General features: G+C 71.4%; 23 protein-coding genes. 5 read left to right on the top strand and 18 right to left on the bottom strand.

Annotated elements, in window-relative coordinates; all coding sequences use genetic code 11:
* Window positions 1–15 precede the first annotated feature (15 nt).
* Window positions 16–2,841, bottom strand: a complete 2,826-nt coding sequence (topA, locus tag AAD496_RS03025; RefSeq protein ID WP_349827155.1) for a type I DNA topoisomerase — start codon at window positions 2,839–2,841, stop codon at window positions 16–18.
* Window positions 2,842–3,126: 285 nt separating this feature from the next.
* Entirely contained in the window at window positions 3,127–4,833 is a 1,707-nt protein-coding gene (locus tag AAD496_RS03020) for a DUF7059 domain-containing protein (RefSeq protein WP_349827154.1), read from the bottom strand.
* 48 nt (window positions 4,834–4,881) lie between these two features.
* Here AAD496_RS03020 and AAD496_RS03015 point away from each other — a divergent pair, with 48 nt between their 5' ends.
* Window positions 4,882–7,326, top strand: coding sequence for a DEAD/DEAH box helicase (locus tag AAD496_RS03015; RefSeq protein ID WP_349827153.1), 2,445 nt, complete (start codon window positions 4,882–4,884; stop codon window positions 7,324–7,326).
* Window positions 7,327–7,485: 159 nt separating this feature from the next.
* Here AAD496_RS03015 and AAD496_RS03010 read toward each other — a convergent pair whose 3' ends face one another.
* From AAD496_RS03010 to AAD496_RS02965, 10 genes are all read right to left on the bottom strand, one after another.
* Window positions 7,486–7,791 carry a hypothetical protein gene (locus AAD496_RS03010; RefSeq protein ID WP_349827152.1) on the bottom strand — a complete coding sequence of 102 codons (306 nt, stop codon included), beginning with the start codon at window positions 7,789–7,791 and terminating at the stop codon, window positions 7,486–7,488.
* A gap of 195 nt (window positions 7,792–7,986) precedes the next feature.
* Entirely contained in the window at window positions 7,987–8,397 is a 411-nt protein-coding gene (locus AAD496_RS03005) for an Rv3654c family TadE-like protein (protein ID WP_349827250.1), read from the bottom strand.
* A 47-nt stretch (window positions 8,398–8,444) separates the two neighbouring features.
* Entirely contained in the window at window positions 8,445–8,825 is a 381-nt protein-coding gene (locus AAD496_RS03000; RefSeq protein WP_349827151.1) for a TadE family type IV pilus minor pilin, read from the bottom strand.
* Between the two features lie 163 nt (window positions 8,826–8,988).
* Complete coding sequence (locus AAD496_RS02995) at window positions 8,989–9,264, bottom strand: DUF4244 domain-containing protein (protein ID WP_349827150.1); 276 nt, start codon at window positions 9,262–9,264, stop codon at window positions 8,989–8,991.
* Between the two features lie 141 nt (window positions 9,265–9,405).
* Complete coding sequence (locus AAD496_RS02990; RefSeq protein ID WP_349827149.1) at window positions 9,406–10,065, bottom strand: type II secretion system F family protein; 660 nt, start codon at window positions 10,063–10,065, stop codon at window positions 9,406–9,408.
* Entirely contained in the window at window positions 10,062–10,811 is a 750-nt protein-coding gene (locus tag AAD496_RS02985) for a type II secretion system F family protein (RefSeq protein ID WP_349827148.1), read from the bottom strand. Before AAD496_RS02985 ends, AAD496_RS02990 begins: the two co-directional genes overlap by 4 nt.
* Window positions 10,808–11,959, bottom strand: a complete 1,152-nt coding sequence (locus tag AAD496_RS02980; RefSeq protein WP_349827147.1) for a TadA family conjugal transfer-associated ATPase — start codon at window positions 11,957–11,959, stop codon at window positions 10,808–10,810. The genes AAD496_RS02985 and AAD496_RS02980 overlap by 4 nt, the downstream gene beginning before the upstream one ends.
* Window positions 11,956–13,041, bottom strand: coding sequence for a septum site-determining protein Ssd (ssd, locus tag AAD496_RS02975; RefSeq protein ID WP_349827146.1), 1,086 nt, complete (start codon window positions 13,039–13,041; stop codon window positions 11,956–11,958). Before ssd ends, AAD496_RS02980 begins: the two co-directional genes overlap by 4 nt.
* Window positions 13,042–13,289: 248 nt before the next feature.
* A complete protein-coding gene (locus tag AAD496_RS02970; RefSeq protein WP_349827145.1) occupies window positions 13,290–14,135 on the bottom strand; it encodes a Fic family protein in 846 nt (281 codons plus the stop codon).
* Window positions 14,128–16,590, bottom strand: coding sequence for a hypothetical protein (locus tag AAD496_RS02965; protein WP_349827144.1), 2,463 nt, complete (start codon window positions 16,588–16,590; stop codon window positions 14,128–14,130). The genes AAD496_RS02970 and AAD496_RS02965 overlap by 8 nt, the downstream gene beginning before the upstream one ends.
* 363 nt (window positions 16,591–16,953) lie before the next feature.
* On the opposite strand from AAD496_RS02965, the gene acs reads away from it, so the two are divergent.
* Complete coding sequence (acs, locus tag AAD496_RS02960) at window positions 16,954–18,906, top strand: acetate--CoA ligase (RefSeq protein WP_349827143.1); 1,953 nt, start codon at window positions 16,954–16,956, stop codon at window positions 18,904–18,906.
* Window positions 18,907–19,039: 133 nt separating this feature from the next.
* Window positions 19,040–19,438, top strand: a complete 399-nt coding sequence (locus AAD496_RS02955) for a phage holin family protein (protein ID WP_349827142.1) — start codon at window positions 19,040–19,042, stop codon at window positions 19,436–19,438.
* A gap of 215 nt (window positions 19,439–19,653) precedes the next feature.
* Here the strand turns inward: AAD496_RS02955 and AAD496_RS02950 are convergent, their stop codons facing one another.
* Complete coding sequence (locus AAD496_RS02950) at window positions 19,654–20,331, bottom strand: Crp/Fnr family transcriptional regulator (protein WP_349827141.1); 678 nt, start codon at window positions 20,329–20,331, stop codon at window positions 19,654–19,656.
* A 236-nt stretch (window positions 20,332–20,567) separates the two neighbouring features.
* Between AAD496_RS02950 and nth the strand changes: the two genes are divergently transcribed.
* Together nth and AAD496_RS02940 are read left to right on the top strand one after the other, a co-directional pair.
* Entirely contained in the window at window positions 20,568–21,383 is an 816-nt protein-coding gene (gene nth, locus AAD496_RS02945; RefSeq protein ID WP_349827140.1) for an endonuclease III, read from the top strand.
* The gene (locus tag AAD496_RS02940; protein WP_349827139.1) at window positions 21,380–22,081 is read left to right on the top strand and encodes an NUDIX hydrolase; all 702 of its coding nucleotides are present in this window, start codon (window positions 21,380–21,382) and stop codon (window positions 22,079–22,081) included. The genes nth and AAD496_RS02940 overlap by 4 nt, the downstream gene beginning before the upstream one ends.
* Before the next feature lie 7 nt (window positions 22,082–22,088).
* On the opposite strand, the gene AAD496_RS02935 is transcribed toward AAD496_RS02940, so the two are convergent.
* The 5 genes from AAD496_RS02935 to AAD496_RS02915 all read right to left on the bottom strand — a co-directional run bounded on the left by AAD496_RS02935 (window position 22,089) and on the right by AAD496_RS02915 (window position 26,874).
* Window positions 22,089–22,862: an MBL fold metallo-hydrolase gene (locus AAD496_RS02935; protein ID WP_349827138.1), complete on the bottom strand. Its 774-nt coding sequence runs from the start codon at window positions 22,860–22,862 to the stop codon at window positions 22,089–22,091.
* Window positions 22,859–23,842, bottom strand: coding sequence for an NUDIX hydrolase (locus AAD496_RS02930; protein ID WP_349827137.1), 984 nt, complete (start codon window positions 23,840–23,842; stop codon window positions 22,859–22,861). The genes AAD496_RS02935 and AAD496_RS02930 overlap by 4 nt, the downstream gene beginning before the upstream one ends.
* Window positions 23,843–23,849: 7 nt before the next feature.
* A complete protein-coding gene (locus AAD496_RS02925) occupies window positions 23,850–24,317 on the bottom strand; it encodes a RidA family protein (RefSeq protein ID WP_349827136.1) in 468 nt (155 codons plus the stop codon).
* Between the two features lie 5 nt (window positions 24,318–24,322).
* Window positions 24,323–24,478 carry a Sp36 family protein gene (sp36, locus tag AAD496_RS02920; protein ID WP_349827135.1) on the bottom strand — a complete coding sequence of 52 codons (156 nt, stop codon included), beginning with the start codon at window positions 24,476–24,478 and terminating at the stop codon, window positions 24,323–24,325.
* Between the two features lie 125 nt (window positions 24,479–24,603).
* The gene (locus tag AAD496_RS02915) at window positions 24,604–26,874 is read right to left on the bottom strand and encodes a transglycosylase domain-containing protein (RefSeq protein WP_349827134.1); all 2,271 of its coding nucleotides are present in this window, start codon (window positions 26,872–26,874) and stop codon (window positions 24,604–24,606) included.
* Window positions 26,875–26,884: the final 10 nt, after the last annotated feature.

The following is a 26,884-nucleotide window of genomic DNA, read 5'->3' as shown; positions in this document are numbered from 1 at the left end:
GGGGCGGTGGAGGGGTCAGTCGTCCTTCTTCGCCGCGGTGCTCCTCTTCGCGGTCGTCTTCTTCGCCGCGGTCGTCCGCGTCGTCGTCGACTTCTTCGCCGTCGTGGTCGACTTCTTGGTCGTCGTCGACTTCTTGGCGGTCGTCTTCTTGGCCGGGGCCTTCCGCGTCGTCTTCTTCTTCGCCGGTCCCTTGGCGCGCTTCTCGGCGAGCAGTTCGAAGGCCCGTTCGGCCGTGATGTCCTCGACGGTGTCGTCCTTGCGCAGGGTCGCGTTCGTCTCCCCGTCAGTGACGTAGGGGCCGAACCGTCCGTCCTTCACGACCACAGGCTTCTCGGTCGCCGGGTCCTGGCCGAGCTCCTTGAGCGGCGGAGCGGCCGTCCGTCCACGCCGCTGCTTGGGCCGGGAGTAGATCTCCAGGGCCTGCTCGAGCGTGATGTCGAAGATCTGGTCCTCGGTCTCCAGCGAGCGCGAGTCCGTGCCCTTCTTGAGGTACGGGCCGTAGCGTCCGTTCTGCGCGGTGATCGGGGTGCCCTCGGCGTCCTCCCCGACGGTCCGGGGCAGGGTGAGCAGGCGCAGTGCCTCGTCGAGCCCCACGGTCCGCACGTCCATCGACTTGAACAGCGAGGCCGTCCGCGGCTTGGGCTTGGCGGGCTTCTTCTTCGGCTTGGGCGCCTCGGGGTCGACCTCCGGCTCCGGGATCACCTCGGTGACGTAGGGCCCGAACCGGCCGTTCTTCGCCACGATCGTCCGCCCGGTCTCCGGGTCGGTGCCGAGTTCGCGGTCCCCGTCGCCCTGGGTCTCGATGAGCTCACGGGCCTTCTCCCGGGTGAGCTCGTCGGGCGCGAGCTCCTCGGGCACGTTGACCCGCTTGGGCTCCTCGGCCCCCTCGACGGTGACCTCCAGGTACGGGCCGTACCGACCCACCCTGAGTTCCACGCCCTCGTCGATGTGGACGGTGTTGATCTCCCGGGCGTCGATCTCCCCCAGGTCGTCGACCGTCGGTTTGAGGCCGGCGGGACCACCGGAGGCCTGCTGCTCACCGGTGCCCTGTCCGTCACCGAAGTAGAAGGAGCTCAGCCAGTGCTTGCCCTCCTCCTGACCGGCGGCGATCCGGTCGAGGTCGTTCTCCAGGGCCGCGGTGAAGCTGTAGTCGACGAGATTGCCGAAGTGTTCCTCGAGCAGACGCACGACCGAGAAGGCCAACCAGCTCGGCACCAGGGCATTGCCCCGTTGCGTGACGTAGCCCCGGTCCTGGATCGTCGAGATGATCGCCGAGTACGTGGAGGGACGGCCGATACCCAGTTCCTCCATGCGCTTGACGAGGGAGGCCTCGGTGAAGCGCGGCGGCGGTGCGGTCGTGTGACCGTCGGCCTCGGCGGAGGCGACGGTGAGTGGATCGCCCTCGCCCACCCGCGGCAGACGCGAGGACTTCTCGTCGTCGTACCGGCCGCGGTCCTTGCCCTCCTCGTAGACGGCGAGGAAGCCCTTGAAGGTGATGACAGTGCCGGACGCGGTGAAGTCGGCGCTGTGGTCGCCACCGAGGTCCGCGTGGACCTTGAGCGTGGCGGTGTTGCCCTTCGCATCGGCCATCTGGGAGGCGACGGTCCGCTGCCAGATGAGTTCGTAGAGGCGGAACTCGTCGGCGCGCAGCTTGCCGGACACCTGGGCGGGGGTCCGGAAGTGGTCGCCGGCGGGACGGATCGCCTCGTGCGCCTCCTGCGCGTTCTTCTGCTTGTTCGCGTACATGCGCGGCGAGTTCGGCACGTACTCCGGCCCGTAGAGCTCCGTCACCTGACGGCGGGCCGCGGACACGGCCTGCCCCGACAGCGCCGGGGAGTCGGTACGCATGTACGTGATGTAGCCGTTCTCGTACAGCGACTGGGCGGTGCGCATGGTCTGCCGCGAGGACATCCGCAGCTTGCGCCCGGCCTCCTGCTGCAGCGTCGAGGTCGTGAAGGGCGCGGCGGGACGCCGGGTGTAGGGCTTGGTCTCCAGGGCGGAGACGGCCAGGGAGTCCTGTGCCGTCGTCGACAAGGTCGAAGCCAGCGAGCGGGCGGTGTCTTCGTCGAGGACGACGACGTCGGAGGACTTCTTCAGGGCACCTCGGTCGTCGAAGTCGCGGCCACCGGCCACCTTCTTCCCGTCGTACTGGGAGAGCTTGGCGGCGAAGGCGGTGGCCGGCTGTCCGGGCACCGCGAGGTCGATGTCGAGGTCCCAGTACTCGGCGGGCACGAAGGCCATGCGCTCGCGCTCCCGCTCGACGACCAGGCGGGTCGCCACGGACTGCACACGACCGGCGGACAGGCCGCCACGGACCTTGCGCCACAGGACCGGCGAGACCTCGTAGCCGTAGAGGCGGTCGAGGATCCGGCGGGTCTCCTGGGCGTCGACCAGGTGGTCGTCGAGTTCGCGGGTGTTCTCCAGCGCGCGGCTGATCGCCTCGGGCGTGATCTCGTGGAAGACCATGCGCTTGACCGGGATCGTGGGCTTGAGGACCTCCAGGAGGTGCCAGGCGATCGCCTCGCCCTCCCGGTCCTCATCCGTCGCGAGGTAGAGCTCGTCGGCGGTCTTGAGAAGCTTCTTGAGCTCGGAGACCTTCTTCGTCTTGCCGGGGTCCACGCGGTAGTAGGGCTCGAACCCGTTGTCGACGTCGACCGCGAAGCGGCCGTAGGGCCCCTTCTTCATCTTCTCGGGCAGCTCGGACGGGGTCGGCAGGTCACGGATGTGCCCGACCGAGGCCTCGACATCGTAGCCGTCGTCCAAATACCCCACGATCGTCCGGGCCTTGGTCGGGGACTCGACGATGACGAGTCGCCTTGGCTGCGTTGCGGAGGATGCCACTGCTGTCCTTTCGGCCGTGTACGTCGACGGCGGTACACCGCCGTCGGCAATGCCTACGAATCTAACACCGCGCCGTCGGGCCCCGGTGCCCGGGGCGGCTGCACCCCGGTCACCGACACCGGACCGTGACGGCCCACCGGTCGGCGGCGGAACCCGCAGACTACACGACGGTCTCCCACCCGGTTCTCCGGATCACCTCCCGGGACATCCCGCCGCCGAGGCGCCCCGTCGGCGTCCGGAAGCGCCCTGTCGACGGGTAGCGGGCGCCCGGTCGACGGTTCGGAGTCACTCCCCGGCGGGCAGGAGGACACCGGCCGGGACGAGCCGGCGGACCTGGTCGAGCAGCTGTGCGGTGAGCGCGGACTCCTCGACCTCCAGCAGGTGGGCGAGCGCCACGACGACGGCGCCGAGTGTGAGCGATCCGTCGGCCACCCCGACGAGTCCGGCGAGCGCCGGGTCGGCCTCGAAGGACCGGGCGAACCCGGCCCCCTGGTCGAGTGTGATGACGGTCGGGTTCTCGTCCCCGGGCACCAGGTGACGGTGTTCGACGACGTCCGGCGAGCGGAGGAAGGCCGTGCCGAGCAGCTCCGCGTCGTCCGCCCGCTCGACCCATTCGAGGAGCCCCAGTCGCATGTCGAGGTACGCGGCGGTCCCGGCCGGGTTGGCCCCGAGCGCGCCGGTGATCACCTCCCGGTGGCGCGGGGCGCGTGCGACGGCCCCGGTCGTCCCCTCCCCCGACTCCGACACGGCACCGGGTTCCGGCATGCGGTGCAGGCGGATCCACCCGAAGGTGATCTCCTCCACGTCGCGGGCGGTGAAGTCGTCGAGCCACGCCGTGTGGTCGGTCTCCCAGCGCCGGCCCGCCCGCACGACCCCGCCGTCCCGGATCCACGTCTCCGCGTACTGCACCGGCGACATCGACTCCCGCTCGACGACCATGACGGTGAGGTCGTCACCGGCCGGCCAGGTCTCCGGCCCGGTCCGGTCGCCGCCGACCTCCCAGTTGCCCAGGTAGACCGCCTCGCCGTCGGGTGACAGGTGGGCGCGGGTCCCCTCCAGCAGGGTGCGCACGATCCCGTCACCGGCCGCGCCCCCGTCGCGGTACTCGAGCGTCTCGGTGTGTCCCTGCGGGGTGATGACGAAGGGCGGGTTGGCCACCACGAGGTCGAAGGTCTCCGGGACGGGCTCGAACATCGACCCGGGGCGCAGCTCCAGGTGTCCCTCCCCGGCGGGGCCCAGGGCCACTCCCTCCAGGCCGGCGTTGAGCCGGGTGATGTCCAGGGCCCGGGCGGAGACGTCGGTGGCGACGACGTGCCCGGCGTGCCGGGCGAGCAGCAGTGCCTGGATCCCGCAGCCGGTCCCCAGGTCGAGGGCCCGGTCCACCCGGTGGCGCGGGGTGATGTCCGCGAGCGTCCTCCCGGCCCCGCCGATCCCGAGCACGAACCCGCCGTCGAGCGGGCCGTCGGTCACGAGCGTGCCGAAGTCGGAGAACAGGTACAGGTGGTCGTCCCCGGCGGCCTCCCCGCGTGGGACCCCGACGGGGACGGGGTACGCCCCGAGCGCGAGGACGCTCCGGAGTGCGGTGTGGTCCCCCGCTCCCGAGGCGCCCTGCAGGTCGGCGGTGTCCGCCGGGACGAGCAGACCCGCGTCGACGAGCGCGGCCAGGAGGTCCTCCCCGAGGAGGGTGGACAGCCGCTGCCGGTCCACGGGCTCGGCGAGGACGAAGAGGGAGGCGAGGACCGCGAGCGGCGTGCCGGGAGGGGAGGGCACCTCGGCGGCGCCGTGGAGGGAAGCGCCGTGGAGGGAAGCACTGTGCTGGGACGCGCGGCGACGGAGGAACCAGCGGGCGGGAGCGGCGTTGTTGCGGGTGAGCGCGTCGTCGACGTCCACGCCCCACATGTCGCGCAGGGCGGCGGGGGTGAAGGGGGCGGCGACGAGCACCGCACGCAGGGCGGACAGGGTGGCGGGCGGGATCACGGGTACGGCATGCACCCCGTCAGGGTACGCAGGGCGGTGGGGGCCGGTGGGACAATGGCCTCCATGGCCACCCCGCTCCTCGTCGACATCGTCACCGGACACGGTGCCCGCCGTGACCGGGTCACGCACGTGGAACACTTCCCCGCCCGGAGCGCCCACCACGCCGACTGGCCGGACTGGTTGCACCCGGAGGTCCGCGCCGTGTGGGAGGCTCGCGGGGTCACCGCGCCGTGGACGCACCAGGTGGAGGCGGCGGACCACGCGCACGCCGGGCGGGACACCGTCATCGCGACGGGAACGGCCTCCGGCAAGAGCCAGGGCTACCTGTTGCCGGTGCTCGACGCGGCCGTGCGGACCCGCGACGAGATCCCCCGGCAGCAGGCGACGACCCTCTACCTCTCCCCGACGAAGGCGCTCGGGTACGACCAGTACGAGACCCTGCGGTCCCTGCCGCTGCAGGGGCTGCGCCCGGCCACCTACGACGGCGACACCGGGCAGGCCGACCGGGACTGGGCGCGGGCCCACGCGAACGTCGTGTTCACCAACCCGGACATGCTCCACCGGGCGATCCTGCCCGGTCACACGCGGTTCCTCCGGTGGTTCTCCGCCCTGGAGTACGTGGTCGTCGACGAGGCGCACCGGTACCGCGGTGTGTTCGGGTCGCACGTCGCCCTGATCCTGCGGCGGTTGTTGAGGATCGCCCGGCACTACGGCGCGGATCCGGTGGTGCTCGGCGCCTCGGCGACGATGGCGGACCCGCAGGAGTCCTTCGCCCGGCTCACGGGACGGGAGTGCACCGCGGTGACGGTGGACGGGTCGCCGCGGGCCGCCGGGGACTTCGTGCTGTGGGAGCCACCGCTCGTGCCCGACCGCGACGGCGAGGTGACGGAGGCGGAAGTGGCCGCGCACCTGGAGGAGGTGCGGGGTGCGGCGCGGGAGTCCGACCCCTGGGCGGATTCCGTCCCGGGTGGAACGCCGGCCGGCGTGCATCCGGTCCCGGAGGTCCCGGCACCCGTCGGGCTCACCGACCCCAAGCGGGTGAGTTCCCTGTCCGAGACCGCCCACGTGCTCTCCGAGCTCACGCTCGCCGACTGCCGGTCGATCGCGTTCATCGCCTCCCGCCGGGGTGCCGAGGCACTCGCGGAGGCCGTGCGGAACGAGGTGGCCCGCACGGATCCCGCCATGTCCCGACACGTCGCGGCCTACCGCGGCGGCTACCTGCCGGAGGAACGTCGCCTGTTGGAGACAGGTCTGCGCAACGGGACACTCCGGACGGTCGCCTCGACGAACGCCCTGGAGGTGGGCATCGACATCTCCGGACTCGACGTCGTCGTCATGGCCGGCTGGCCGGGCACGCTCGCGAGTCTGTGGCAGCAGGCCGGACGCGCGGGCCGTGCCGGGTCCGAATGGGTGGCCGTCCTCATCGCACGGGACGACCCGCTCGACACCTATGTGGTCCACCACCCGGAGTCCGTGTTCGGTGCCCCGGTCGACGGCGGTGTCATCGATCCGGGGAACCCCTATGTGCTCGGTGGGCACCTGTGTGCCGCCGCGGCCGAGGTGCCCCTGGCCGCGGACGACCTCCCCGCCTTCGGGCCCCACGCCCGGCAGGTGCTCGACCGCCTCGTCGCCGCACGGATGCTGCGCGCCAGGCCCACCGGCTGGTACTGGGCGAAGCAGGAGGACGCGGCCTCGCTCACCGACATCCGGGGGTCCGGCGGTGGACAGGTGCGGATCGTCGAAGGATCGACCGGGGCGCTGCTCGGCTACGTCGACGACGCCGGCGCCCACACACAGAGCCACCCGGGTGCGGTGTACGTGCACCAGGGTGAACAGTTCACCGTCCAGGACCTCGACCTGGAGAACCGGGTGGCGATCGTCGAACGCACCCGGGTCGACTACACGACCTCGCCGCGGTCGGTCACGGAGATCTCCGTGGAGTCCGTCGAGCGCACGCGTACCCTGCCCTCGGGCGGACAGGTGTTCCTCGGCACCGTCGAGGTGACCGACCAGGTGGTCGCCTACCAGATGCGGCAGTCCGGGAGCGGCCTGGTGCTCGCCGAGCACCCCCTCGACCTGCCCGCGATGACGCTGCGGACGACCGCCCTGTGGTGGACCGCTCCGCCGTCGCTGGTGACGGATGCGGTCATCACGAACGCGGAACTGCCCGGTGCCGTCCACGCCGCCGAGCACGCGGCGATCGGGCTGCTGCCCCTGTTCGCCGGGTGCGACCGGTGGGACATCGGCGGGGTGTCGACCGCCCGGCACCCGGACACCGACCGGACCACGGTCTTCGTCTACGACGGGCAGGCGGGCGGGGCCGGGTTCGCCGAACGCGGTTTCGACCGGTTCGACGAGTGGCAGGCGGCCACCCGCGACGCGATCGCGGCCTGCGAGTGCGTCTCCGGCTGCCCCTCCTGTGTGCAGTCACCCAAGTGCGGCAACGGCAACGAACCCCTCGACAAGGACGCTGCCCACCGGATCCTCACGGGCCTCCTGGGCGACTGAGGGGTTGCGCCCGCCCAGGTTCCCTGCTGTCCGGGGTTCCCCGACACGAATACGAGCTTGTTGTCATTCCGCAGGGCTCATGTCTCGTAGTCGTGTGTGAGTACGAGACAAGAGTCCCGTCGAACGACATCGACCTCGTGATCGCACGAGCCGGACACGTCAGGCCGGTGCGAGACGGGCCTGTTGGTCCTCGACCGACCGGAACCATTCAAGATTCGTCTCGAAGAAGTCCGCATCCGTCGAATCCATCACGGAGGCTTTCGCTTCCATCAACTCACGGAAGAGAGAGGGCGGCAGAACGAGTCGGTGCTCGACGAGAACGGCGAGGACTCCGTGGAAGGTATCGCCGGGGACACGCGCGAGCACGTCCCGGAGACCGGAGAGATCCATACCTGTCCGGCTCTCGGCGAAGTCGACGAGCTTGTCTCCCGTTTCCCAGAACGGGAATTCGAGATCCGTGTCCATGACAATCACTCCACGCCGCCCCCTTCTACCCGAAAACGACCGTCCTCGGTCCTCACGTGTACCTCCAGTGTCCTCAGATCCTGGTCGAGTGCGAGGCGAGTGGCGGAATTCCGGAGCGGAAATGCCGCTCACCTCGCACTCGCCGGCCTGCCGGATCCGACGGGGTCCTGCCGGGTCCGGCGGGAGGAGGGGTGCTCAGGAATCGGGGCCGGCCACGGCCCGGGCGCGGACCACGGTCAGCGGTGGCGGCAGGTCGATCTCGACGGTGACGACCGCGGTGCCGACCACGGCGTCGGCGATGCACTCGACCATCGTGCCGCCCTCCCGTTCGACGAGGTCCCGGGCGGTCTCGCACGGGCTGCCCGGCAACAGGCCGCGCCCGGCGTCCGCGGCGGCGAGTGCGGCCAGGTCGGCCGTCCCGTCGGCCCGCGCGTGGGCGAGGAACGACTGTCCCGCCAGCCCGAGCCCCGCGACGAGCGACAGCGATCCGACCGCGAGGAAGAGTGCCACCGGTGTCGCGGCACCCTGGTCACACCCGCGGCGTCCGGCACGCCCGCGTCCCCGTGGTCGCTCCCCGCCCGTTCCCGTCCGTGTCGGCCTCCGCATGAACCCTGCGTCTCTCGTCATCGTCCGACCTTCCTCATCGGTCTTCCTCATCGTCCGTCCTCCGTCCGTGCGGTCGCCTCGGCACTCACCGTCTCGGTGATGAAGTGCAGGGTCTCCGGAACCGGGAGTTCGACCTCGACCGTCGTGTACCCGCCGCTGCGGGACACCGTCACCTCGGCCTCCTCCCCGGCCCGCTCCCGTGCCTCGTGGACGACCTGCCGCTCGGTCTCGCCGCGGGCCGCCTCCCGGGCTCCGCCGCGCGCCCCGTCATAGGCCTGCAACTGGGCGAGCCCGATGCTCGCCGCGCCGCAGACCAGGACGAGGACGAGCACGAACGCAGGGAGCACCATGGCGAACTCCGCCGTCGCTGCACCGCGGTCGCGGGCTCCCCGTCCGTCCCGTGTCGCCCGACTCCGGTCCTCCGTCATGATGCTTCCTCCGTCCGTCCCGTCCTCGCCGGTCTGGTCCACGCCTGTCCGGCCTTCGTCCGTCCCGTCCTCGTCAGTCCCGTCCATGCCGGTCCCCGCCCCGGGGTGTCCGGCCGGGGTGATCGCACGTCGCCACGATCACCCCGACCGGTCCCGGACGGCCTCAGCCGCCGAGCCCCAGTGCCTTGCCGATGACCCCGAACACGAGGTCCTGGACCGGGTTGCTCTTGAGCAGGGTGATGAGCAGGGCGCCGAAGCCGCAGGCGGCGAGCACGACGATCGCGTACTCCGCCGTCGAGGCCCCGGTGTCCTTGCGCCACTTCCGGGCCAGTGCGAACCGGCCCGGTCCCTTCGTGCCGACCGGGGCGAGTGCGGTGCTCTTCTCCGGGTTGTCCTGGTCGGTGGTGACGTCCTGTGCGGTGTGCTGTGTGGTGACCATCGTTCGTCCTTTCCTCGGTGTGTGATGGCGAGACCATCGAATCCCGCCGGGCCCTCTCCCCGGCACCCCCGGATTCCACCTGTGGACGGAGGCCCCTTCGTCCACAGGTCCGGACGCCACCGGTGAACCGGCTGTCCACAGTCATCCCGCACCCCCGGTGAACAGGGAGGACATGTCCGTCACGAGGGTGATGACCACCGGCAGCACCCCCATGAGCACGAAGGCGGGGAGGATGTTCACACCCAGAGGCAGCACCAGTCGCACGCCCAGACGGGCCGCCGCGACCTGCCGCCTGCGGTGTTCGGAGCGCCGCAGGTCGTCGGCCATCCCCTCGAGAAGGGGCGCGAGTGCCACCCCCGTGCTCCGGGAGAACAGCACCAGTTGTTCGATCTCCGCGAGCGCGTTCGCCAACGGACCCGTCGGGGTCTCGCGACCGCCGAGCGCCACGGACCGCCCCAGACGGCCCAACCCGCACCGGTCCCCCGTCGTCGACGCCGCCAGGGCCATCGCCCGCTCGGTCGGCAGCCCGGTCCGCAGGCAGATCGCCGTGAGGTCGAGGTCGAAGGCGAGCGCGTCCTTGTCGGCGGATCCCACGCCACCCGGCGCGCCCACAGGACCGTTCGCACCCTCGACACCCCCGACACTCTCCCCGCCGTCCTCCGGCCCCGGGAGCCCGTCGACGGGTCCGGACCGCAGGCGGGGCACGAGGGCCCGGAGCCGCTCGTCGGTCCCCGCCCGCGACAGCCACACCGCGAGTCCCACGCACACCCCGATGACCAGCAACGTCAGCCCGGTGCTCATCGCGCGCTCCGCAGCAGTCGACCCATCCACAACCGCCCGCTCACCAGCAGCGCGAGTCCGGACACGAGGGCGAGCGCACCGGGCACCGTGCCGAACACGGCAAAGGGATTGGCCCCGATGAGCATCGCGAGTCCCAGGGAGATGAAGGGCAGCCACGTGAGAACGGTGACCGTCGACCGGGGTCCGGCGATCTGCGCGGCCCGCTCCCGGTCGGCGTCCGCCCGCGTCCGGCAGGTCCGGGCATAGCGCTGGAGCATGTCCGCCGCCGGTGCGCCCGCGGTCTCCGCTACGGACCACACGGCGGCCATCCCGTCGAACACCCCGGCGGCCGCCGCGGGCAACCGGTCGAGGTGCCGCCGGACCGCCCGGTGCGGCGGTTCGCCCAGGTCGAGGGAGCGTGCGGTCCGCCGCAGCACCTCGGCGATCCGGGGTTCCCCGGTGAGCTCCGCCAGGCGCCTCATGACCGTGGCCGGGGGCATCCCGACCCGCAACAGTTCGACGGCCCGGTCGACGACCCCGACGGCCGCCGCCTGCACCGCCTCCTCGCTCCACGTCCGACCCGGTCCCCGCGCAGCCGAGGCGCCCTGGACCCCCGACCGACGCACCGTCGCGCGACCGGGCCCCAGCAGACCGCGCAACCGCCCGGCCGATCCCGACCACGTGGCCAGGTACACGGACAGACCCACGAGGATCCCCGCGACGAGCACCGGCCCCACGGCATCGGCGCCCAGAATCTCCGTATTCATGGCGTCTTCCCCTCCAACAGTTCGCGGAGGAACCCGAGACCGCGGTCGGCGAACCCCGTCCCGCGTTCCCAGACCGTCTCCATCCGCAGGCCGTCCGTCCCCGGATCGGGCACGGCGATCTGCCGGACTCCACGGCGTCCCTCCGTCCGGTGGACGTGGACGACGAGGTCGATCGCCGTGGCCACCTGCGCGCGGACGGCCGCCGGACTCATCCCGGCCAGCGCCCCGAGGGCCTCCAGCCGGGCGGGAACGGCGTCCGCCGTGTTCGCGTGGATCGTCGCGCACCCGCCCTCGTGGCCGGTGTTGAGGGCGGTGAGCATGTCGCGCACCTCGGCGCCGCGGACCTCTCCGACGACCAGGCGGTCGGGCCGCATGCGCAGGGCGTTGCGGACCAGGTCTGCCATCGACACCTCGCCCACGCCCTCGACGTTCGACTGTCGGGCGGCCAGCTGGACGACGTGCGGGTGGTCGACGACGAGTTCCCGGTTGTCCTCGACGATCAGCACCCGCTGGTCCACGTCCACCGCGGACAGGAGCGCCCCGAGCAGGGCCGTCTTGCCGCTGCCGGTCCCGCCGGAGACGAGGAAGTTGGCCCGGACCGCGAGCACGACGCTCAGGAGTTCGTCCACCTCGGGCGGCAGGAACCCGTCGGCACGCAGGTCGGCCAGCCGGAACCCGCGGGAGTTGGGAATCCGGAACGACAGGACCGTCGTCTCGCCCGACAGGGGTGGGACGACGGCGTTGAGGCGCACTCCGTCGGGCAGCCGCACGTCGCACAGGGGCTGCGAGTCGTCCAGTCGGCGTCCACCCAGCCCCGCCAGCCGCACGGCGAGCGCCCGGACGTCCGACTCGGTCCCCAGCGACATCGACACCGGTTCCAGCCCGTCGCCCCGGTCGCGCCACACGTCGTGCGGGCCGTTGACGAACACGTCGGTCGTCCCCGGGGCGTCGAGCAGCCCCTGGAGCGGTCCCGCGCCGGCCAACTGGGCCGACAGCCGTCCGACGAGGTCGAGCAGGGCCGCGGACCCGAGCACCCGCCCGGTCCGCCGCACCGCGGCAGCGACCGCCGCCGGGGTCACCGGGCCGGGGTTCTCCAGCAGTTCCTCCCGCACGTCGGCGATCACGCGCGCGTCGATCCACTCGCTCATGGGTACACCTCGTCGAGCACGCGCGCGGCGAACCGCCCGATCCGCGTCCGCCCGCCCGGGATCCCCTCACCCCGGTCGACGGCCGCGGCCAACCGCGGGTCGTCCCGCAGGGTCCCGGCCAGCTCCAGACCGATCGTGTCGGCCACGAGCGCCGGGTCGAGATCGCTCCCGCCCCGCCCGCTCTCCCGGACCACCAGGCGCACCCCGGGGTGGACGGCGTGCAGGCGCGTGGCCACCCGGGCCGCCGCGACGGCCGAGCGCACCCGGGCCGGGGTGACGAGCAGCAGGTGGTGGCAGGCCCGGGCCCAGGCGACCGGGGCGTGCCGGGGCAGGTCGACGACGACGAGGTCGAAGGCCTGCTGGGCGGCGGCGAGCACCGCGTCGAACACGTGCCCGTCCAGGTCGACCGTGCCCTCCCGGTCCCAGGACAGCACGGCGAGTCCCTCGTGCCGGGGCAGCGCGTCGGTGAGGAGGGAGGGGCGCAACCGTCCGCGGGACTCGGCGAGCGCCGGCCACCGCAGTCCTTCCTCGTCCTCACAGCCGAGCACGACGTCCAGTCCCCCGCCGAGTGCGTCCGCGTCGAGCAGCACGACGTCCAACCCGTCGGCCGCCGCCTGCCGGGCCGTGGCACAGGCGAGGACGGAGGCGCCGGCGCCCCCGCACCCGGCCACGACCCCGACCGTCGTGGCCGGGTCCCCCGGTGGTTCCACGGCCGCGATCATCCGCTGGGTGAGCCATTCGGAGGCGTCCGGCAGGACCGCCACGGTCTGCGTGCCCAGCCGGGCCGCGTGCTCCCACACCCGGGTCTCCTCGGTGCCCACGAGCACGCTCGGCGCCCCGAGGGCCGCCGGGTGCTCGCCCACGTCCTCCCCGAGCAGCACGAGCACCGCCGCCTGCCATCCGCCGGAGTCCGGGGCGAGCACGTCGAGGGTCACCCCGATCCCGTCGGCGAGCGCCGTGCAGTGGTCGACGAGGCTGGGCAGGGAGGTGAGCAGCGCGATCCGGGCCGTCGGGCCCGCGCCCTCGGCACCGCGTGGGTCCTCCGCTCCCGAGGCGCCCGCCCCGGGTGCCGCCCGGGGCACACGGTCACGTGGTGGTTCCGGTCCTCGGCGTGGGTCCGGTTCTCCGCGTGGTTCGAGTCCTCGGCGTGGGTCCTGATCTGTCCGGTGATTCCGGTCTCCGTGTGCGTCCATGCGCCCAGGCTGGGAGACCCACCGGCGTTTCGTGAGGTGCGATCTGGGCCTGTGGACGACGAGGGCCGGCGGACAAAAATGTGACCTCGGGTCGCGCGGAGACCGCACGACCCGAGGTCACAGGACGAAGAGGCAGGTCAGGTACTCTGCGGCACTCTCCCGGACTGGACGGCCTGGCACACCGTCCGGCCCTCACCGGCGCCCTTTTCCACAGCGTCGGCACACGCGACGATCCACCCGGGCACGTCGTTGCCGCTGGTGTAGGCGGCCCCACCCTGCCCGTAACCGGTCGCGTCGGAGAGGAAGGCGGCCTCCGGCACGCACACCCCGGTCGGGTCCACCCCGGTGCTCACCAGGTGGATCCGGAACAGGGCGCGGGCCACGAGTCCGTTGCCGACGACGAAGGGACGCAGCGCGAGGATCTCCCCGTGGAGGATCGACGCGACGACGAGTCCCGGCAGCGTCGGGTCCGCCAGCAGGTCCTCCAGCGCGGAGAGCCGTTCGGTCACCTCGGTCGGGTCCGGTGCGGGCGGCAGACCGCCCAGGTCACCGGGCTCCTCCCCGGCGATCCGCGGACGGCCGATCTGCTCCTCCGGCGCAAGCCCCGCGCCCGCGGCGAGCGCGAGCTTGGAGAGCGTGTGCAGGAAACCGGTCCGCAGGGCGTCCGGGCGGGTCTGCAGGTCCTCCGCCACGGCGGCCACCCGCACGGCGGCGGCCAACTGCGCACCCGAGGGGTCGTCGGGGACCTCCCGCCCGGCACCGATGACCTCGCGGACCATCGCGACCGGGAACCGGGCCCCCTCCAGGGCGGCCGAGGCACGTGCCGCACGCACCGTCGCCTCGATCCGGCACTCCGCCATCCGCTTGCGCAGGGCGTTGTGCCACCGCAGCTCGGTGCACGCGTTTCGCGCGGACTCCACCGGCTCGGCGATCTGCGGCACCGCGGACAGCGCCCGCAGTGCCGCGCCCATGCCGTCAGCCAATCTGGACTCCCTCGACGTCCATGAGGAAGCCCTCACGGCCGTCACCGTTGTTGCGCACCTTGTACGCGCCACCGCGGTCCTCGAGCGCCAGGTACCAGTCGCCGGGGACGACCGTGAACACGGTGCCACCGGTGGCCTCGTCGATCGCCGGGCGCTGTTCGGGCACGGCGAACCAGAACGGGTTCGTGTTCACCGGCGCGCCGATCCGCGGACCCGCGGGCGCCGCGTCCTGTGCCGCTTCCGCGGTGGGGGTGCCACCGACCTTGAACCACTGGGTCGGGGCGTTGGCCTCCGGTTCGGTCCGCTCACCGCGGAACCGGTCACCGGCCGAGGCCGGCGTCGCCGGCTCCTCGTCCCGCGCGCCGAGCGGGGCCATCACCTGGGTCTCCTCGCCGGCATCGGAATCCGCCGCCGAGGCGCCCTGCTCTCCGGACACCGCCGCGTCCTTCTCCGCCGCGTCGTCATCCGCAGGTGAGTCGTCGGCGGCCGCGCGGTCGTCCGGAGGACCGTCGACGGACACGCTGCTCTCCGGAGCGTCCTTCTCAGAAGCAACGTTCTTCTCGGAGGCATCGTCGTCGGAAGCACTGGTGTCGTCCGCGGGGGTCGATGTGGAGGACGCCTGCGAGCCTGCACCGAAGGGGGTGAAGCCCGTGGCCGCCGCACTCTCGGGGGCGGCGTTCCCGGACTTCTCCTCTTCGGCCGGGGTCGCGGTCTCCGGCTCCGGCCCGTCCGCCTTCCGGTCCTCGGCATCGTCCGGGGCCGACGGCGTGGCGTCGGTCGCCGGCGCGGCGCCTGCGGAGGAGGTGGCACCCGGGGTGGGGTCGGCCGGCGTGGGGTCGGCCGGCGTGGAGGGCGCCTCGGCGGCGGGTGCGTGCGGGTTCCCCGTGAAGGTGGGGACGTTCTCGCCGGCACCGGAGCCGGCGATGAAGGCCTGCGTCGGGACGTTCTGCGCGTTGCGCGGGGCCTCGGCGCTGCTGGCACCCAGGTAGGCCTGGCCGCTGCCGGCCACGGACTGTTCCTCACCGGTGGCCGGGCTCGCGCCCTGCGCGGGAGCCCCACCCGGCGTCGGACCCTGACCCTGCTGGGGCGTCGGGCCCGGGTTCGGGGCGAAGGGGGACCCGCCCGCGGGCGCGTCCTGGCGCGGAGCGTCCGGGCCGGGCGCACCCGGGGCCGAGGGCGCGGCGTTCGTGCCGGGGGCACCCTGGGAAGAAGCGTTCTGGCTGGGACCACCCGGGGCGAAGGCACCCGGTACCGGGGCACCCTGCGACGGACCACCGGGGTTCGGGCCGCCCTGTGCCGGACCATCCTGTGAGGGAGCGGCCGGGGCACCCTGCGCGGGGGGACCGAAGGGAGCACCTGCGGCAGGAGCGCCCTGCTGCCCGGCGGGGGCACCCGAACCGAACGGGGCGGGAGCGCCGGGACCGGCACCGAGCGCAGGCTGCCCGGCACCGGGGCCCGCGGTGTCCTGCGGGGCCAGCGGCGGGGGCGTGGCGGCGCCACGCTTGACGGGGCGCGCCTTCGGGTGTGCGGTGACCTCGTCGCGGACGGCGAACTCGGCGCCCAGGAACGGCAGCATGGTGAAGAAGGCCGCGAAGAAGGACACGAGGGCACCGAGGAAGGCGAGCACACCGCCGACGTGCAGGAAGGACGCGGAGGTGACGAGCACGATCGCGTTCATGGCGAAGCCGACCGAGGCGAGCACGGTGATGAACTGGTCGGTCCCGAGGGTGCCCACCCGCTGCGGGAAGCCCGCCAGGAGCTTGTTGAGCAGGGTGAGGATGCCGGCGGCGAACACCGGCAGGACACCGAGGAACAGCCAGGCGAAGGCGCCGTAGGAGTACCCCCAGATCCACACACCCTCGCCTAACACCCGGAACACCGGGGTCACGAGCGCGATGAGCGAGAACAGGGAGCCGACGAGCAGCAGCAGGTCACGGAGCGTGAGCGGGCCGAGGAGTCCGGGGCCGGTCCGCTTGGGCTTCGGCGGCTTCGGGGCCGGAGCCGGACCGCCGGGTGCGGCCATCGGTGCGCCGGAGCCGTAGGCACCCTGCTGGGGAGCACCCGAACCGTAGGGCGCGGCCTGGGGCCCGCCGGAGCCGTACGGGGCGCCGGGGCCCTGCGGACCGGGAGCACCCTGCGGGGCCGGGGCGCCGTACTGCGGTCCACCGGAGCCGTACTGCCCAGCGGCCGGGCCACTCCCGTACTGCGGAGCGGAGCCGTACTGCGGCCCCGAACCGTACTGGGGGCCGGAACCGTACTGCGGCGCCGGGCCGCCGTACTGCGGGGCACCGGGACCGGGCTGCCCCTGGGGACCCTGAGGACCCGGGGGGCCCTGCGGCGCCTGCGGTCCGGGCTGGGGAGCCTGTCCGTACTGCGGGCCGGAACCGTACTGCGGCGCCGGGCTGCCGTACTGCGGCCCACCCGAGCCGTACGGGGGCTGCTGGGGTGTACTCATCCGTCCACTCTCCTTGCGGGATACCGGGTCCACCCGTCGACCGTGCCGTGCGGTCCACGACCCACGGGTGCCGAGTCGTTCGGGTACATCATCACAGAGTCGCCCCACCTATTCACGTCGGCACCTCCGACGACACCCGGATCCACACCACAAGGTGACCTGTGTCGGTCCCGCAGGGTGGTGCACGGACCTGCACAGGTGGATCCCGGAAACCGGTTCCACGATGAACTTCCCGTGCGATCATGACCCCGCACGACGTCGATCATTGCTATTTTCATACTGATGTCGTAGACACGACGGGGGTCACGGAGCCACCGCTCCGCGGGCCCTTCCCCACTCCACCAATGACGCCGGAGGAATCGCATGACCACGGAGAACCCGTCCATGGACACCCTGCTCCACGAGGAGCGCACCTACCCGCCCGCGGACTCGTTCGTCGCCCAGGCCAATGTCGGACAGGCCGACTACGACGAGGCGAAGGCCGATCGCCTGGACTTCTGGGCCCGGACCGCGCGGGACCTCATCTCCTGGGACACGGACTTCGAGACCGTTCTCGACTGGTCCGAGGCACCTTTCGCCAAGTGGTTCGTCGAGGGTCGTCTCAACGTCGCGTACAACTGCCTGGACCGCCACGTCGAGGCCGGCAACGGCGACCGCGTGGCCCTCCACTTCGAGGGTGAGCCCGGGGACTCGAAGTCCTACACTTATGCCGAACTCACGGCGGAGGTGAAGAAGGCCGCGAACGTGCTGGCCGGACTGGGAGTGAAGCAGGGCGACCGGGTCGCCGTCTACCTGCCCATGGTCCCCGAGGCCGTCATCACCATGCTCGCCTGCGCCCGTCTGGGCGCCGCCCACTCGGTCGTGTTCGGCGGGTTCTCCTCCGACGCGCTGAGGTCGCGGATCCTCGACGCCGAGGCGCGCGTGGTCGTCACCGCCGACGGCGGGTACCGCCGGGGCAAGCCCTCGGGCCTCAAGCCCGCCGTCGACACCGCCCTGTCCGGTGGCGACACCCCCGTCGAGCACGTGCTCGTCGTCGAGCGCACCGGCCAGGACGTCGACTGGGTCGAGGGCCGGGACATCCGGTGGGCCGAGGCCCTGGAGGGCGCCTCGGCGGAGCACGACTGCGAGTTCTTCGAGTCGGAGAACCCGCTGTTCGTCCTCTACACCTCCGGTACGACGGGCAAGCCCAAGGGCATCCTCCACACCTCCGGCGGGTACCTCACCCAGGCCGCCTACTCGATGAAGGCCGTCTTCGACCTCAAACCGGAGACCGACGTCTACTGGTGCACCGCCGACGTCGGCTGGGTCACCGGGCACACGTACATCACCTACGGTCCGCTCGCCGCCGGTGCCACCCAGGTGATGTACGAGGGCACACCCGACACCCCGCACCAGGGCCGCTGGTGGGAGATCGTCCAGAAGTACGGCGTGAGCATCCTCTACACCGCCCCCACCGCGATCCGCACCTGCATGAAGTGGGGCGAGGAGATCCCGGCGGAGTTCGACCTGTCCTCCCTGCGCCTACTGGGCTCCGTCGGCGAACCGATCAACCCGGAGGCCTGGACCTGGTACCGCCGCGTCATCGGTGGCGACCGCTGCCCGATCGTCGACACCTGGTGGCAGACGGAGACCGGCGCCAACATGATCGCCCCGGTCCCCGGAGTCGTCTCCCTCAAGCCCGGTTCCTCCCAGCGGGCCATCCCCGGCATCAGCGTCAAGGTCGTCGACGACGAGGGCAACCCGGTCGAGAACGGCCAGGCCGGCTACCTCGTCATCGACGAGCCCTGGCCCGCGATGCTCCGCGGCATCTTCGGCGACCCGGAGCGCTACAAGGAGACCTACTGGTCGCGGTTCCCCGGCAAGTACTTCGCCGGTGACGGTGCCCGCCTGGACGAGGACGGCGACGTCTGGTTCCTGGGCCGCGTGGACGACGTGATGAACGTGTCCGGTCACCGACTCTCGACCGCGGAGATCGAGTCCGCCCTCGTGTCCCACGACGCCGTGGCCGAGGCCGCGGTCGTCGGCGCCACCGACGAGACCTCCGGACAGGCGGTCGTCGCGTTCGTCATCCTCCGGGGTGGCGTCACCGAGGACGAGAACACCGTCGAGGCGCTGCGGGCCCACGTCGGTGCCGAGATCGGGCCGATCGCCAAGCCCAAGGCGGTGCACGTCGTCGCGGACCTGCCGAAGACCCGGTCGGGCAAGATCATGCGCCGTCTGCTCAAGGACGCCGCCGACGGCAAGGACGTGGGCGACGCGACGACGCTCGCCGACTCCTCCGTCATGGACCTCATCTCGGCCTCCGTCAAGAAGTGAGGTTCTACGCGGACCCGCGGGGAGCCGGGGACACTCACCCCTCCCGGCACTCCGGGGCTGCGATAGGCTGACACCAGACGTACATTTCGGGACGGTTCCGCCCGGCCCGCACCACCCCTCACGAGGAGATCGAATGTCCGAGCGCTCCATCGCCGAACTGGTCAAGGACCTCCGGTCCGACGCCCAGGCCCTCGCCCAGGAGGAGAAGGCCCTCGCGGTGTCCGAGATCAAGAAGGGGTCGATCAACCTCGGGATCGGCGGCGGCCTGGCGGTCGTCGCCCTGTTCCTGCTGTTCCTGTCGACCTTCATGGGGATCTTCGCGGGGGCGGCCGGCTTCCACGAGGGCGCGGGCTGGCCCTGGTGGGGCAGCTTCCTCGCGGTCTTCGGCATCCTCGTGATCGTCGCCGTGCTCCTCGTGCTCATCGCACTGCCCTTCTTCAAGAAGGGCAACCCGACGCCCACGAGCGCCATCGACGGCGCGAAGACCGGTATCGACCTCATCAAGCGGGCGGTGCAGAACCCGAAGATGTGACCTCCCGGTCACCGCACACGACGAAGGCCCGCCCTCCGGATGGAGGACGGGCCTTCGTCGTGTGGTGAAGGAAAGAGAAAGGATCAGTGCGCCGTGCGCCCGGTGGGGTGCCGGGGTTGGAGCGGCTTCGGCCTTCCGAAGCGGTGGGGTGCCGGGGTTGGGGCGGCGTCGGCCTTCAGAAGCGGTGGGGTGCCGGGGTTGGGGCGGCGTCGAGCTCAGTGGGCGCGGGCCTTGAGGCGGTTCATGTCGAGGATGACGACCGCACGGGCCTCGAGACGCAGCCAGCCGCGACCGGCGAAGTCGGCCAGTGCCTTGTTGACGGTCTCCCGCGAGGCGCCGACGAGCTGGGCCAGCTCCTCCTGCGTGAGGTCGTGGGCCACGAGCACGCCGTCCGGGGCCGGCTTGCCGAAGCGGGTCGACAGGTCGAGGAGGGCCTTGGCGACACGGCCGGGCACGTCCTGGAAGACGAGGTCACCGACGGTGTCGTTGGTGCGGCGCAGACGCTGGGCGAGTGCCCGCAGGAGGTTCATCGCGGCCTGCGGGCGCTCCGCCAGCCAGACCATGAAGTCCTGGTGCTTGAGGCTCAGCAGCTCGGTCTGGGACACCGCGGTGACCGTGGTCGAACGTGGGCCCGGATCGAAGAGTGCGAGTTCACCGATGATCTCGCCGGGACCGGCAACGGAGAGCAGGTTCTGCCGGCCGTCGGACGACTCGCGGCCGAGCTTGAGCTTGCCGCTGGAGACGAGGTAGAGCTCGTCGCCCTCGTCACCCTCGCGGAACAGCACGGTGCCCCGGCGCAGGCTGCGCGGCTTCATGTACTGCAGGAGCGCGCTCGTCGCCTCGTCGTCGAGCCCTGCGAAGAGACTAGCGTTCCGTACCACTTCGATGTCCACCGGTGGATCCTCCCTCGTGACTGTGATCTCGTTCTCCAATGTACTGCCCCGGCCCGAGAAAAACACCACTTCAGACGGGTGGGTCCCGGGAGACAACACGAACTCGATCCATCCTAATCGGAACCGTTCTTCGACTGAGTGGTGAGTCCTCCCACCTCCTGTGCCCCAGTTCACCGCGACCGGGATCCGCGCGGACGCCCGCACGGGCCGGGAGCACGCCCGCATAGACTGGGAGGATGCTGTCGGTCGAGGAGAAGAGCAGGCGCAAGTTCGCGAAGGAGACCCCCTTGGGGCGGACCCGGAGGGCGCGGAGGATCCACCGGATGCTCGCGGAGACCTACCCGAACGCGAAGTGCGAACTCGACTTCGAGACCCCGTTCCAGCTGCTCGTCGCCACCGTGCTCTCGGCACAGACGACCGACATCCGGGTCAACCAGGTGACACCCGGTCTGTTCGCCGCCTACCCCGACTCCTTCGCCCTCGCCCAGGCGGAACTGCCCCACGTCGAGGAGCTCGTCCATTCGACCGGCTTCTACCGGGCGAAGGCCCGGAACATCGTCCGGCTCGCCCAGGAGCTCGTCGAACGGTTCGACGGCGAGGTGCCGCCGCGCATGAAGGATCTGGTCACCCTGCCGGGCACCGGGCGCAAGACCGCGAACGTCGTGCTCGGCAACGCCTTCGACGTCCCCGGCCTCACGGTCGACACCCACCTGGGCCGGCTGGCCCGCCGGTTCGGGTTCACGCACGAGGAGGACCCCCTCAAGGTGGAGGAGGACGTCGTCGCCCTGTTCCCCCGCAAGGACCTCACCATGCTCTCGCACCGCATGATCTTCCACGGGCGCCGGATCTGCCATTCCCGCCGCCCGGCCTGCGGCGCCTGCCCACTCGCCTCGCTCTGCCCCTCCTTCGGGTCCGGCGAACTCGACCCCGACAAGGCACGGAAGATGCTCCGCTTCGAGATGGCGCCGAAGGTGGGCGACGCCTTCGCCGGCAAGGACACCCCGAGCCTGCCGGTGGGAGGCACCCCGGTGACCGGAGGGAGAGGGGCATGAGCCGGACGGACACGACCGACGCCGCCCGGGCCGCCGTCGCGACCCTGCCGGGGGCCCTCGGCGACGACCAGTGGCTGCGCCTGCGGCACGCCTCGCCCGGCCAGGTAGTCCGCGACGCCTCGGTCCTCATGCTGTTCGGCCGCGGCACGGCGCCGCGCACCCCGGCGGGCCGGGAAGAACTGGACCGCCTGGACGGACTGGGGGTCGCGGACGTGGACGTCCTGCTCCTCCAGCGGTCCTCGAAACTACGCCACCACCCCGGGCAGGTGGCCTTCCCGGGCGGTCGGGTCGATCCCGAGGACACCGGTCCTGTGGACGCGGCGCTGCGCGAGGCGGTCGAGGAGACCGGCCTCGACACCACCGGCGTCGAGATGCTCGGCACCATGGAACCGCTCTTCATCCCGGTGAGCCGCTTCGAGGTCACCCCCGTGATCGCCTGGTGGCGGTCACCGTCCCCGGTCCGGGTCGTCGACCCCGGGGAGACCGCCTCCGTCCACCGCATCCCGGTCGCCGACCTCGTCGCCCCGGCCAACCGGGGGACCTTCTTCCCGCCCGATCGCGCCTACTCCACCCCGGCCTTCGACACCGGGGTCCTCCGGGTCTGGGGCTTCACCGCCGGACTCCTCGAGTACGCCCTCGACCACATGGGCTGGGCGCGCGAGTGGAACCGCGACGCCTATGTGCACATAGAACTGTGAGGGTTGGTCAGTCGACCGGGTGGCCGAGGTATTCCAGCTGGGCCTTGACGATCATGAGGGCCGCCGCCCGGACGTTCTCCGGGACGTCCGCGTAGACGACGTCGCGGACCTCCTCCGCGGTCGCCGCACCCTGGTCCAGTGCCGCCCGCACCTGTTCGACCCGCTCGCGGCGGTGGCTCGCGTAGTGGTCCAGTACGGTCGCCGGGTCCTCGACGGTCGGGCCGTGGGCCGGTTCGATCACGGACACCGTGCCATCGTCCACGAGCGCCCGCAACCGGTCGATGCTCGCCAGGTAGTCGGCGAGCGATCCTTCCGGGTGGGTGACGACGGTCGTGCCCTTCCCGAGCACGGTGTCACCGGAGAACAGCACGTCCCCGCCCAGCAGGCTGATGCTGTCCGAGGTGTGGCCCGGTGTCCGGAGGACCGTGAGCGCGTCGGCCGGATCCGGTCCGAAGGTGATGACGTCCCCGTCCTGGACGGTCGGGACGTGCCGGGCGAACTCGTCGAGCACCGCGTACACGGGCACCCCGGGCGCCCAGTCGTCGGCGGTCGCCAGCATCTCCGAGTGGTCGGCGTGCTGATGGGTGAGGACGATCGCCCGCAGCTCGGCCTCACCCACGGCCGCGAGGAACGCCGCCCGGTGCTCGGGCATCTCGTTGCCCGGGTCGATGAGCAGGGCACCCTGCCCGTCCCGGCTGTGGAGGACGTAGGTCCGGGTGCCGTCGAGGGTCATCCCGCCGGGGTTGTCCTCGCGGATGTGCTGATAGGTGGGTCGGTTCACGGGGTGCTCCCTTGTTCGTCGTCCGGGCGCGCGGCGACCTCCTCGTCGTCCACGAGCGCGGTGTTCTCCTCCTCCGGCGTGCTCTCGAGCACGTCGAAGGCGCGGGCCTGTCCGCGCTCGGAGGGGTCGGTGGGCCGGTCGAAGGACACCCACCAGTCCCCGCCCTTGCGGACGATCTCCGGGGTCACCGGCAGGATGTCACGGATCCGGGTCATCGTGCTGCCGACGGTCGGGACCCCGGCGAAGGACTCCAGGAGGATCCGGGTGGGTGGGCTGATGAGATCGGAGTCGTTGTCACCGCCGAGTTCGAGCACGTCCTCCGGCCGCATCCAGCCGCCCCACACCTCGTTCGTCGACTCCAGCCGGACGGACTGTCCCTGGGGTACGGCGGCGAGGAAGTAGACGGTGTCGAACCGACGCAGTTGGAGGGGTGTGTTCACCCACCGCAGCCAGGGGCGCAACAGATCGGGGCGCAGCGCGTGGTCCCGGGAGGCGACCACCTCGGCCAGGCGGCGGCCCTCGTCGAGACCGTCGCGCGCGCGTTCGGCCACCGTGTCCTCGCCGACCACCCGGCCCTCGGCGTCCTGGGCGAGGAACACGCCGAGCTTGCGCAGGACGGTGCGGGCTGCGGCGGAGAACCAGGACAGACCCCGTCCGGGGCTGTCGATACGCAGTTGGCGGGCGCACCGGGCCGCGTCCCAGCCGGCGATCGGCAGCCGACGGATCTCGGAGGGATCGACCGTCCCCGTGGGGAACCCGTAGCGTCCGCGCTCCGCGTGCCCCAGCGCGTCCACGGTCCGGGTGACGAACACCTGGAGTCCGCGGGAGGAGTCCCTCACGAGGACGACGGCCGCCTGGGGCTCGGGGACGTCCGGCACCGGGGCGGTGCCCGAGCGCCGGAAGATCCGCAGGGTCTCCGCCAGCTCCTGGGTCACCGGGATCTCCCGGTGCCGGTCGTCTCCGCGCGCGGTCGTGCTCACCGGGGTCTCAGTCCTCGGTGATCCGCACGATCATCTCGACCTCCACCGGTGTGTCGAGCGGGAGCACGGACATGCCGACGGCGCTGCGCGCGTGCTGCCCCTTCTCGCCCAGGACCTCGCCCAGGAACTCGGAGGCGCCGTTGATCACGAGCGGCTGCTTCGTGAAGTCCGGCGTCGAGGCGACGTAGCCGACGACCTTGACGACCTGCGCGATGCGGTCGAGGTCGCCCACGACGTCCTTGACGGCGGCCAGCGCGTTGAGCGCGGCGATCTTCGCCGCCTCGTAGCCCTGCTCGAGGGAGACCTCGCCGCCGAGTTTGCCGGTGGCGAGGAGCTCCCCGTCGACGACAGGAAGCTGGCCGGAGGTGTACACGTACTCCCCCGACCGCACGGCCGGCGAGTAGGCACCCTTGGGCGGCACCACGGCCGGGACAGGCAGGCCGAGTGATTCGAGCTTCTGCTCCACCGCGGTCATGGCGCTCAGCCCTTCGGACGCTTCATGTAGGCGACGGGGTTGGTGCCCTCGGGGCCCGGCACGACCGTGACGAGCTCCCAGCCGTCCTCGCCCCACTGGTCGAGGATCTGCTTGGTGGCGTGGATGATGAGGGGGACGGTGGCGTACTCCCACTTCTGCATGAACGTTCTCCCGTGTCGAGGTGTGCGAAAGCCGGGCACCCGTGTCGGATGCCCGGCTCCCGAGTCTAGGGCCTGAGGTCGGATTCAGTCGCCGGTGGGGTGCCGGGGTCGGGGCGGCGTCGGACTCAGTCGCCGCCGAAGCCGGCGTTCCCGCCGCCGAGGTCGTTGCCTCCGCCACCGTTACCGCCTCCGCCGCCACCGTTGCCGCCGCCACCGTTGCCGCCGCCACCGTTGGACGTGTTGGACGAGGAGGACGAGTCGGAGCTGCTGCTCGACGAGGAATCCGAGGTCGGCCGCGGGGGTGGTGGCGGCTTGTCACCGCCTCCGCCCCAGAACTCAGGCCCGGGCCGGTCGAAGGACAGGTTGCCGGTCGTGTGCTCGACCGCCTGGCTCATGTAGGCCGACCACGTCTTGCCGGAGAAGGTCGCCCCGTAGACCCGCCCCCGGACCGTTCCCTCGGTGACCGTCTGCCAGTCCTTGTTCCCGTCGGCGCTGCCGGTCCAGACGGCGGTGGACAGGCTCTTGGTGAAGCCGACGAGCCAGGAGTGGCCCACGTCAAAGTCCGTGGTCCCCGTCTTCGCACCCGCGGGGCGGCCGGGGTACAGGCCGTTCGTCGTACCCCCGTTGAATCCCGCACCGAGCGTGTACGCCACGGCGTTCGCCACGTCCGGGTCGAGCGCCTCGTGGCAGTCGGCGCTCGGGACCTCGACGTCGGTGCCGTCGTTCGTCGTGATCGACTCGATGGGCGTGGGCTTGCAGTAGGTCCCCCCGGAGGCGAAGGTCGCGTACGCACTTGCCATGTGGATCGGGGCGACGTCGGTCGTACCGAGTGTCGCGGCCGGCGACAGCGCAGCCGTGATGCCGTCAGCGTCCGGCGTGTCGAGTGGCATTCCAGTGCCCCCGACGACGCCGATGTCCATGGCGGTCTCCAGGATCCCGCACATGTTGAGCTTGTTCGCCATGGCCGCATAGGCCGTGTTCACCGATTGCTTCGTCGCGTTCTCGGCGGTCATGTAGCTGCTCGTACTCGAGTCACCGGCGTTCCTCGGCTTCCAATCGTCGCCGTGGTCAGTGCACCCGTCGTACCGCCAACTGCCCGCCGAAAACTCTCTATAGGACGCATTCACCGTCTCATTGATGTTGTGGCCTTCCTTCAGCCACTGGGTGAGGACGAAGGCCTTCCACGTCGAGCCGACCTGGAACCCGTTGGCACCGTTGTGGGCCTTGTCGACGTTGTAGTTGATCTGGGTCTCGTAGTACTTCCGCCCCTCTTCGACCGTGCTCACCGTGTAGTTCCGGTTCTGCGCCATCGCGATGACCTTGCCGGTGCCCGGTTCGATCGTCGTGAGGGCGTGGCCGGCCCCACCGGCGTCACCGACCGGGATCCGGTCCTTGATCTCCTTGTCGGCGATGTTCTGGATCGTCGGATCGAGCGTCGTCTTGATCGTGAGGCCACCACGCTGCAGGAAGTTGAAACGTTCGTCCTCGGTCTCACCGAAGATCGGGTCGTTCTCGATGGTGCGCTGTACGTAGTCGCAGAAGTAGGCCATGTTCCCCGAGGCCAGGCACCCGTTCGGGGTCGACTGGAGGTCGAGTTCCAGGCCCTTGGACGTCGCCTCCTCGTGTTCCTCGGCGGTGATGTACTCCTGCTCGAGCATGAGGTCGAGGACGACGTTCCGGCGGTTGATGACGCCTTGCTCGTTGTCCTGCGGGTTGTACAGGGACGGGTTCTTCACGATCCCGGCGAGCGTGGCGGACTCGGCGATCCCGAGCTCCGAGGCGCTCTTGCCCCAGTACCGGTAGGCGGCCGCCTCGACGCCGTACACGTTCGGCGAACCCGAGTAGTTGTTGATGTTCATGTAGCGGTTGAGGATCTCGTCCTTGGAGTACTTGTTCTCCACCGCCACCGCGAGCTTGAGCTCGCGCAGCTTCCGGGCGTAACCCTCGGTCCCCTCGGCCTCCTTGGCCGCCTCGACGCCCTCCTCGTCACCGACGGCGTGAGCGTTCTCCGCGAGCACGTTCTTCACGTACTGCTGGGTCAGCGTCGACCCACCCTGGGTGGTGTCCGCGAGCGCATTGTGCACGGCGGCACGCGCGATGCCCTGGATGTCCACACCACCGTGTTCGTAGAACCGGGCGTCCTCGATGGCCACCGTCGCGTTGCGCATGTGCTCGGAGATGTCCTCGAGCGGGACCTCACGCCGGTTCTGCCAGTAGAACTCCGCGATGACGGAGTCGTCGGCGGCGAGCATCGTCGACTTCTCGGCGAGCGGGCGCTCCTCGAGCTCCGCCGGCAGACTGTTGAAGATGTCCACGCCGGTCTGGGCGGCCGCGGACCCCGCACCGACGGCGGGAATGGCGAAACCGGCCGCGACGATCCCCGCCACCACGCTCACGGCGATGAAT

It is taken from the genome of Brevibacterium litoralis (genome assembly GCF_040212315.1).
GTDB lineage: Bacteria > Actinomycetota > Actinomycetes > Actinomycetales > Brevibacteriaceae > Brevibacterium > Brevibacterium litoralis.
This window is presented reverse-complemented; position numbering and strand designations above follow the sequence as displayed.

Bases quoted from the DNA above. Each gene is read 5' to 3' on its own strand.
- AAD496_RS03015 (WP_349827153.1), top strand. From the start codon at position 4,882: ATGGCCACCCCGCTCCTCGTCGACATCGTCACCGGACACGGTGCCCGC.
- AAD496_RS03010 (WP_349827152.1), bottom strand. From the start codon at position 7,791: ATGGACACGGATCTCGAATTCCCGTTCTGGGAAACGGGAGACAAGCTC.
- AAD496_RS03005 (WP_349827250.1), bottom strand. From the start codon at position 8,397: ATGCGGAGGCCGACACGGACGGGAACGGGCGGGGAGCGACCACGGGGA.
- AAD496_RS03000 (WP_349827151.1), bottom strand. From the start codon at position 8,825: ATGACGGAGGACCGGAGTCGGGCGACACGGGACGGACGGGGAGCCCGC.
- AAD496_RS02995 (WP_349827150.1), bottom strand. From the start codon at position 9,264: ATGGTCACCACACAGCACACCGCACAGGACGTCACCACCGACCAGGAC.
- AAD496_RS02990 (WP_349827149.1), bottom strand. From the start codon at position 10,065: ATGAGCACCGGGCTGACGTTGCTGGTCATCGGGGTGTGCGTGGGACTC.
- AAD496_RS02985 (WP_349827148.1), bottom strand. From the start codon at position 10,811: ATGAATACGGAGATTCTGGGCGCCGATGCCGTGGGGCCGGTGCTCGTC.
- AAD496_RS02980 (WP_349827147.1), bottom strand. From the start codon at position 11,959: ATGAGCGAGTGGATCGACGCGCGCGTGATCGCCGACGTGCGGGAGGAA.
- AAD496_RS02965 (WP_349827144.1), bottom strand. From the start codon at position 16,590: ATGAGTACACCCCAGCAGCCCCCGTACGGCTCGGGTGGGCCGCAGTAC.
- acs (WP_349827143.1), top strand. From the start codon at position 16,954: ATGACCACGGAGAACCCGTCCATGGACACCCTGCTCCACGAGGAGCGC.
- AAD496_RS02955 (WP_349827142.1), top strand. From the start codon at position 19,040: ATGTCCGAGCGCTCCATCGCCGAACTGGTCAAGGACCTCCGGTCCGAC.
- nth (WP_349827140.1), top strand. From the start codon at position 20,568: ATGCTGTCGGTCGAGGAGAAGAGCAGGCGCAAGTTCGCGAAGGAGACC.
- AAD496_RS02940 (WP_349827139.1), top strand. From the start codon at position 21,380: ATGAGCCGGACGGACACGACCGACGCCGCCCGGGCCGCCGTCGCGACC.
- AAD496_RS02925 (WP_349827136.1), bottom strand. From the start codon at position 24,317: ATGACCGCGGTGGAGCAGAAGCTCGAATCACTCGGCCTGCCTGTCCCG.
- sp36 (WP_349827135.1), bottom strand. From the start codon at position 24,478: ATGCAGAAGTGGGAGTACGCCACCGTCCCCCTCATCATCCACGCCACC.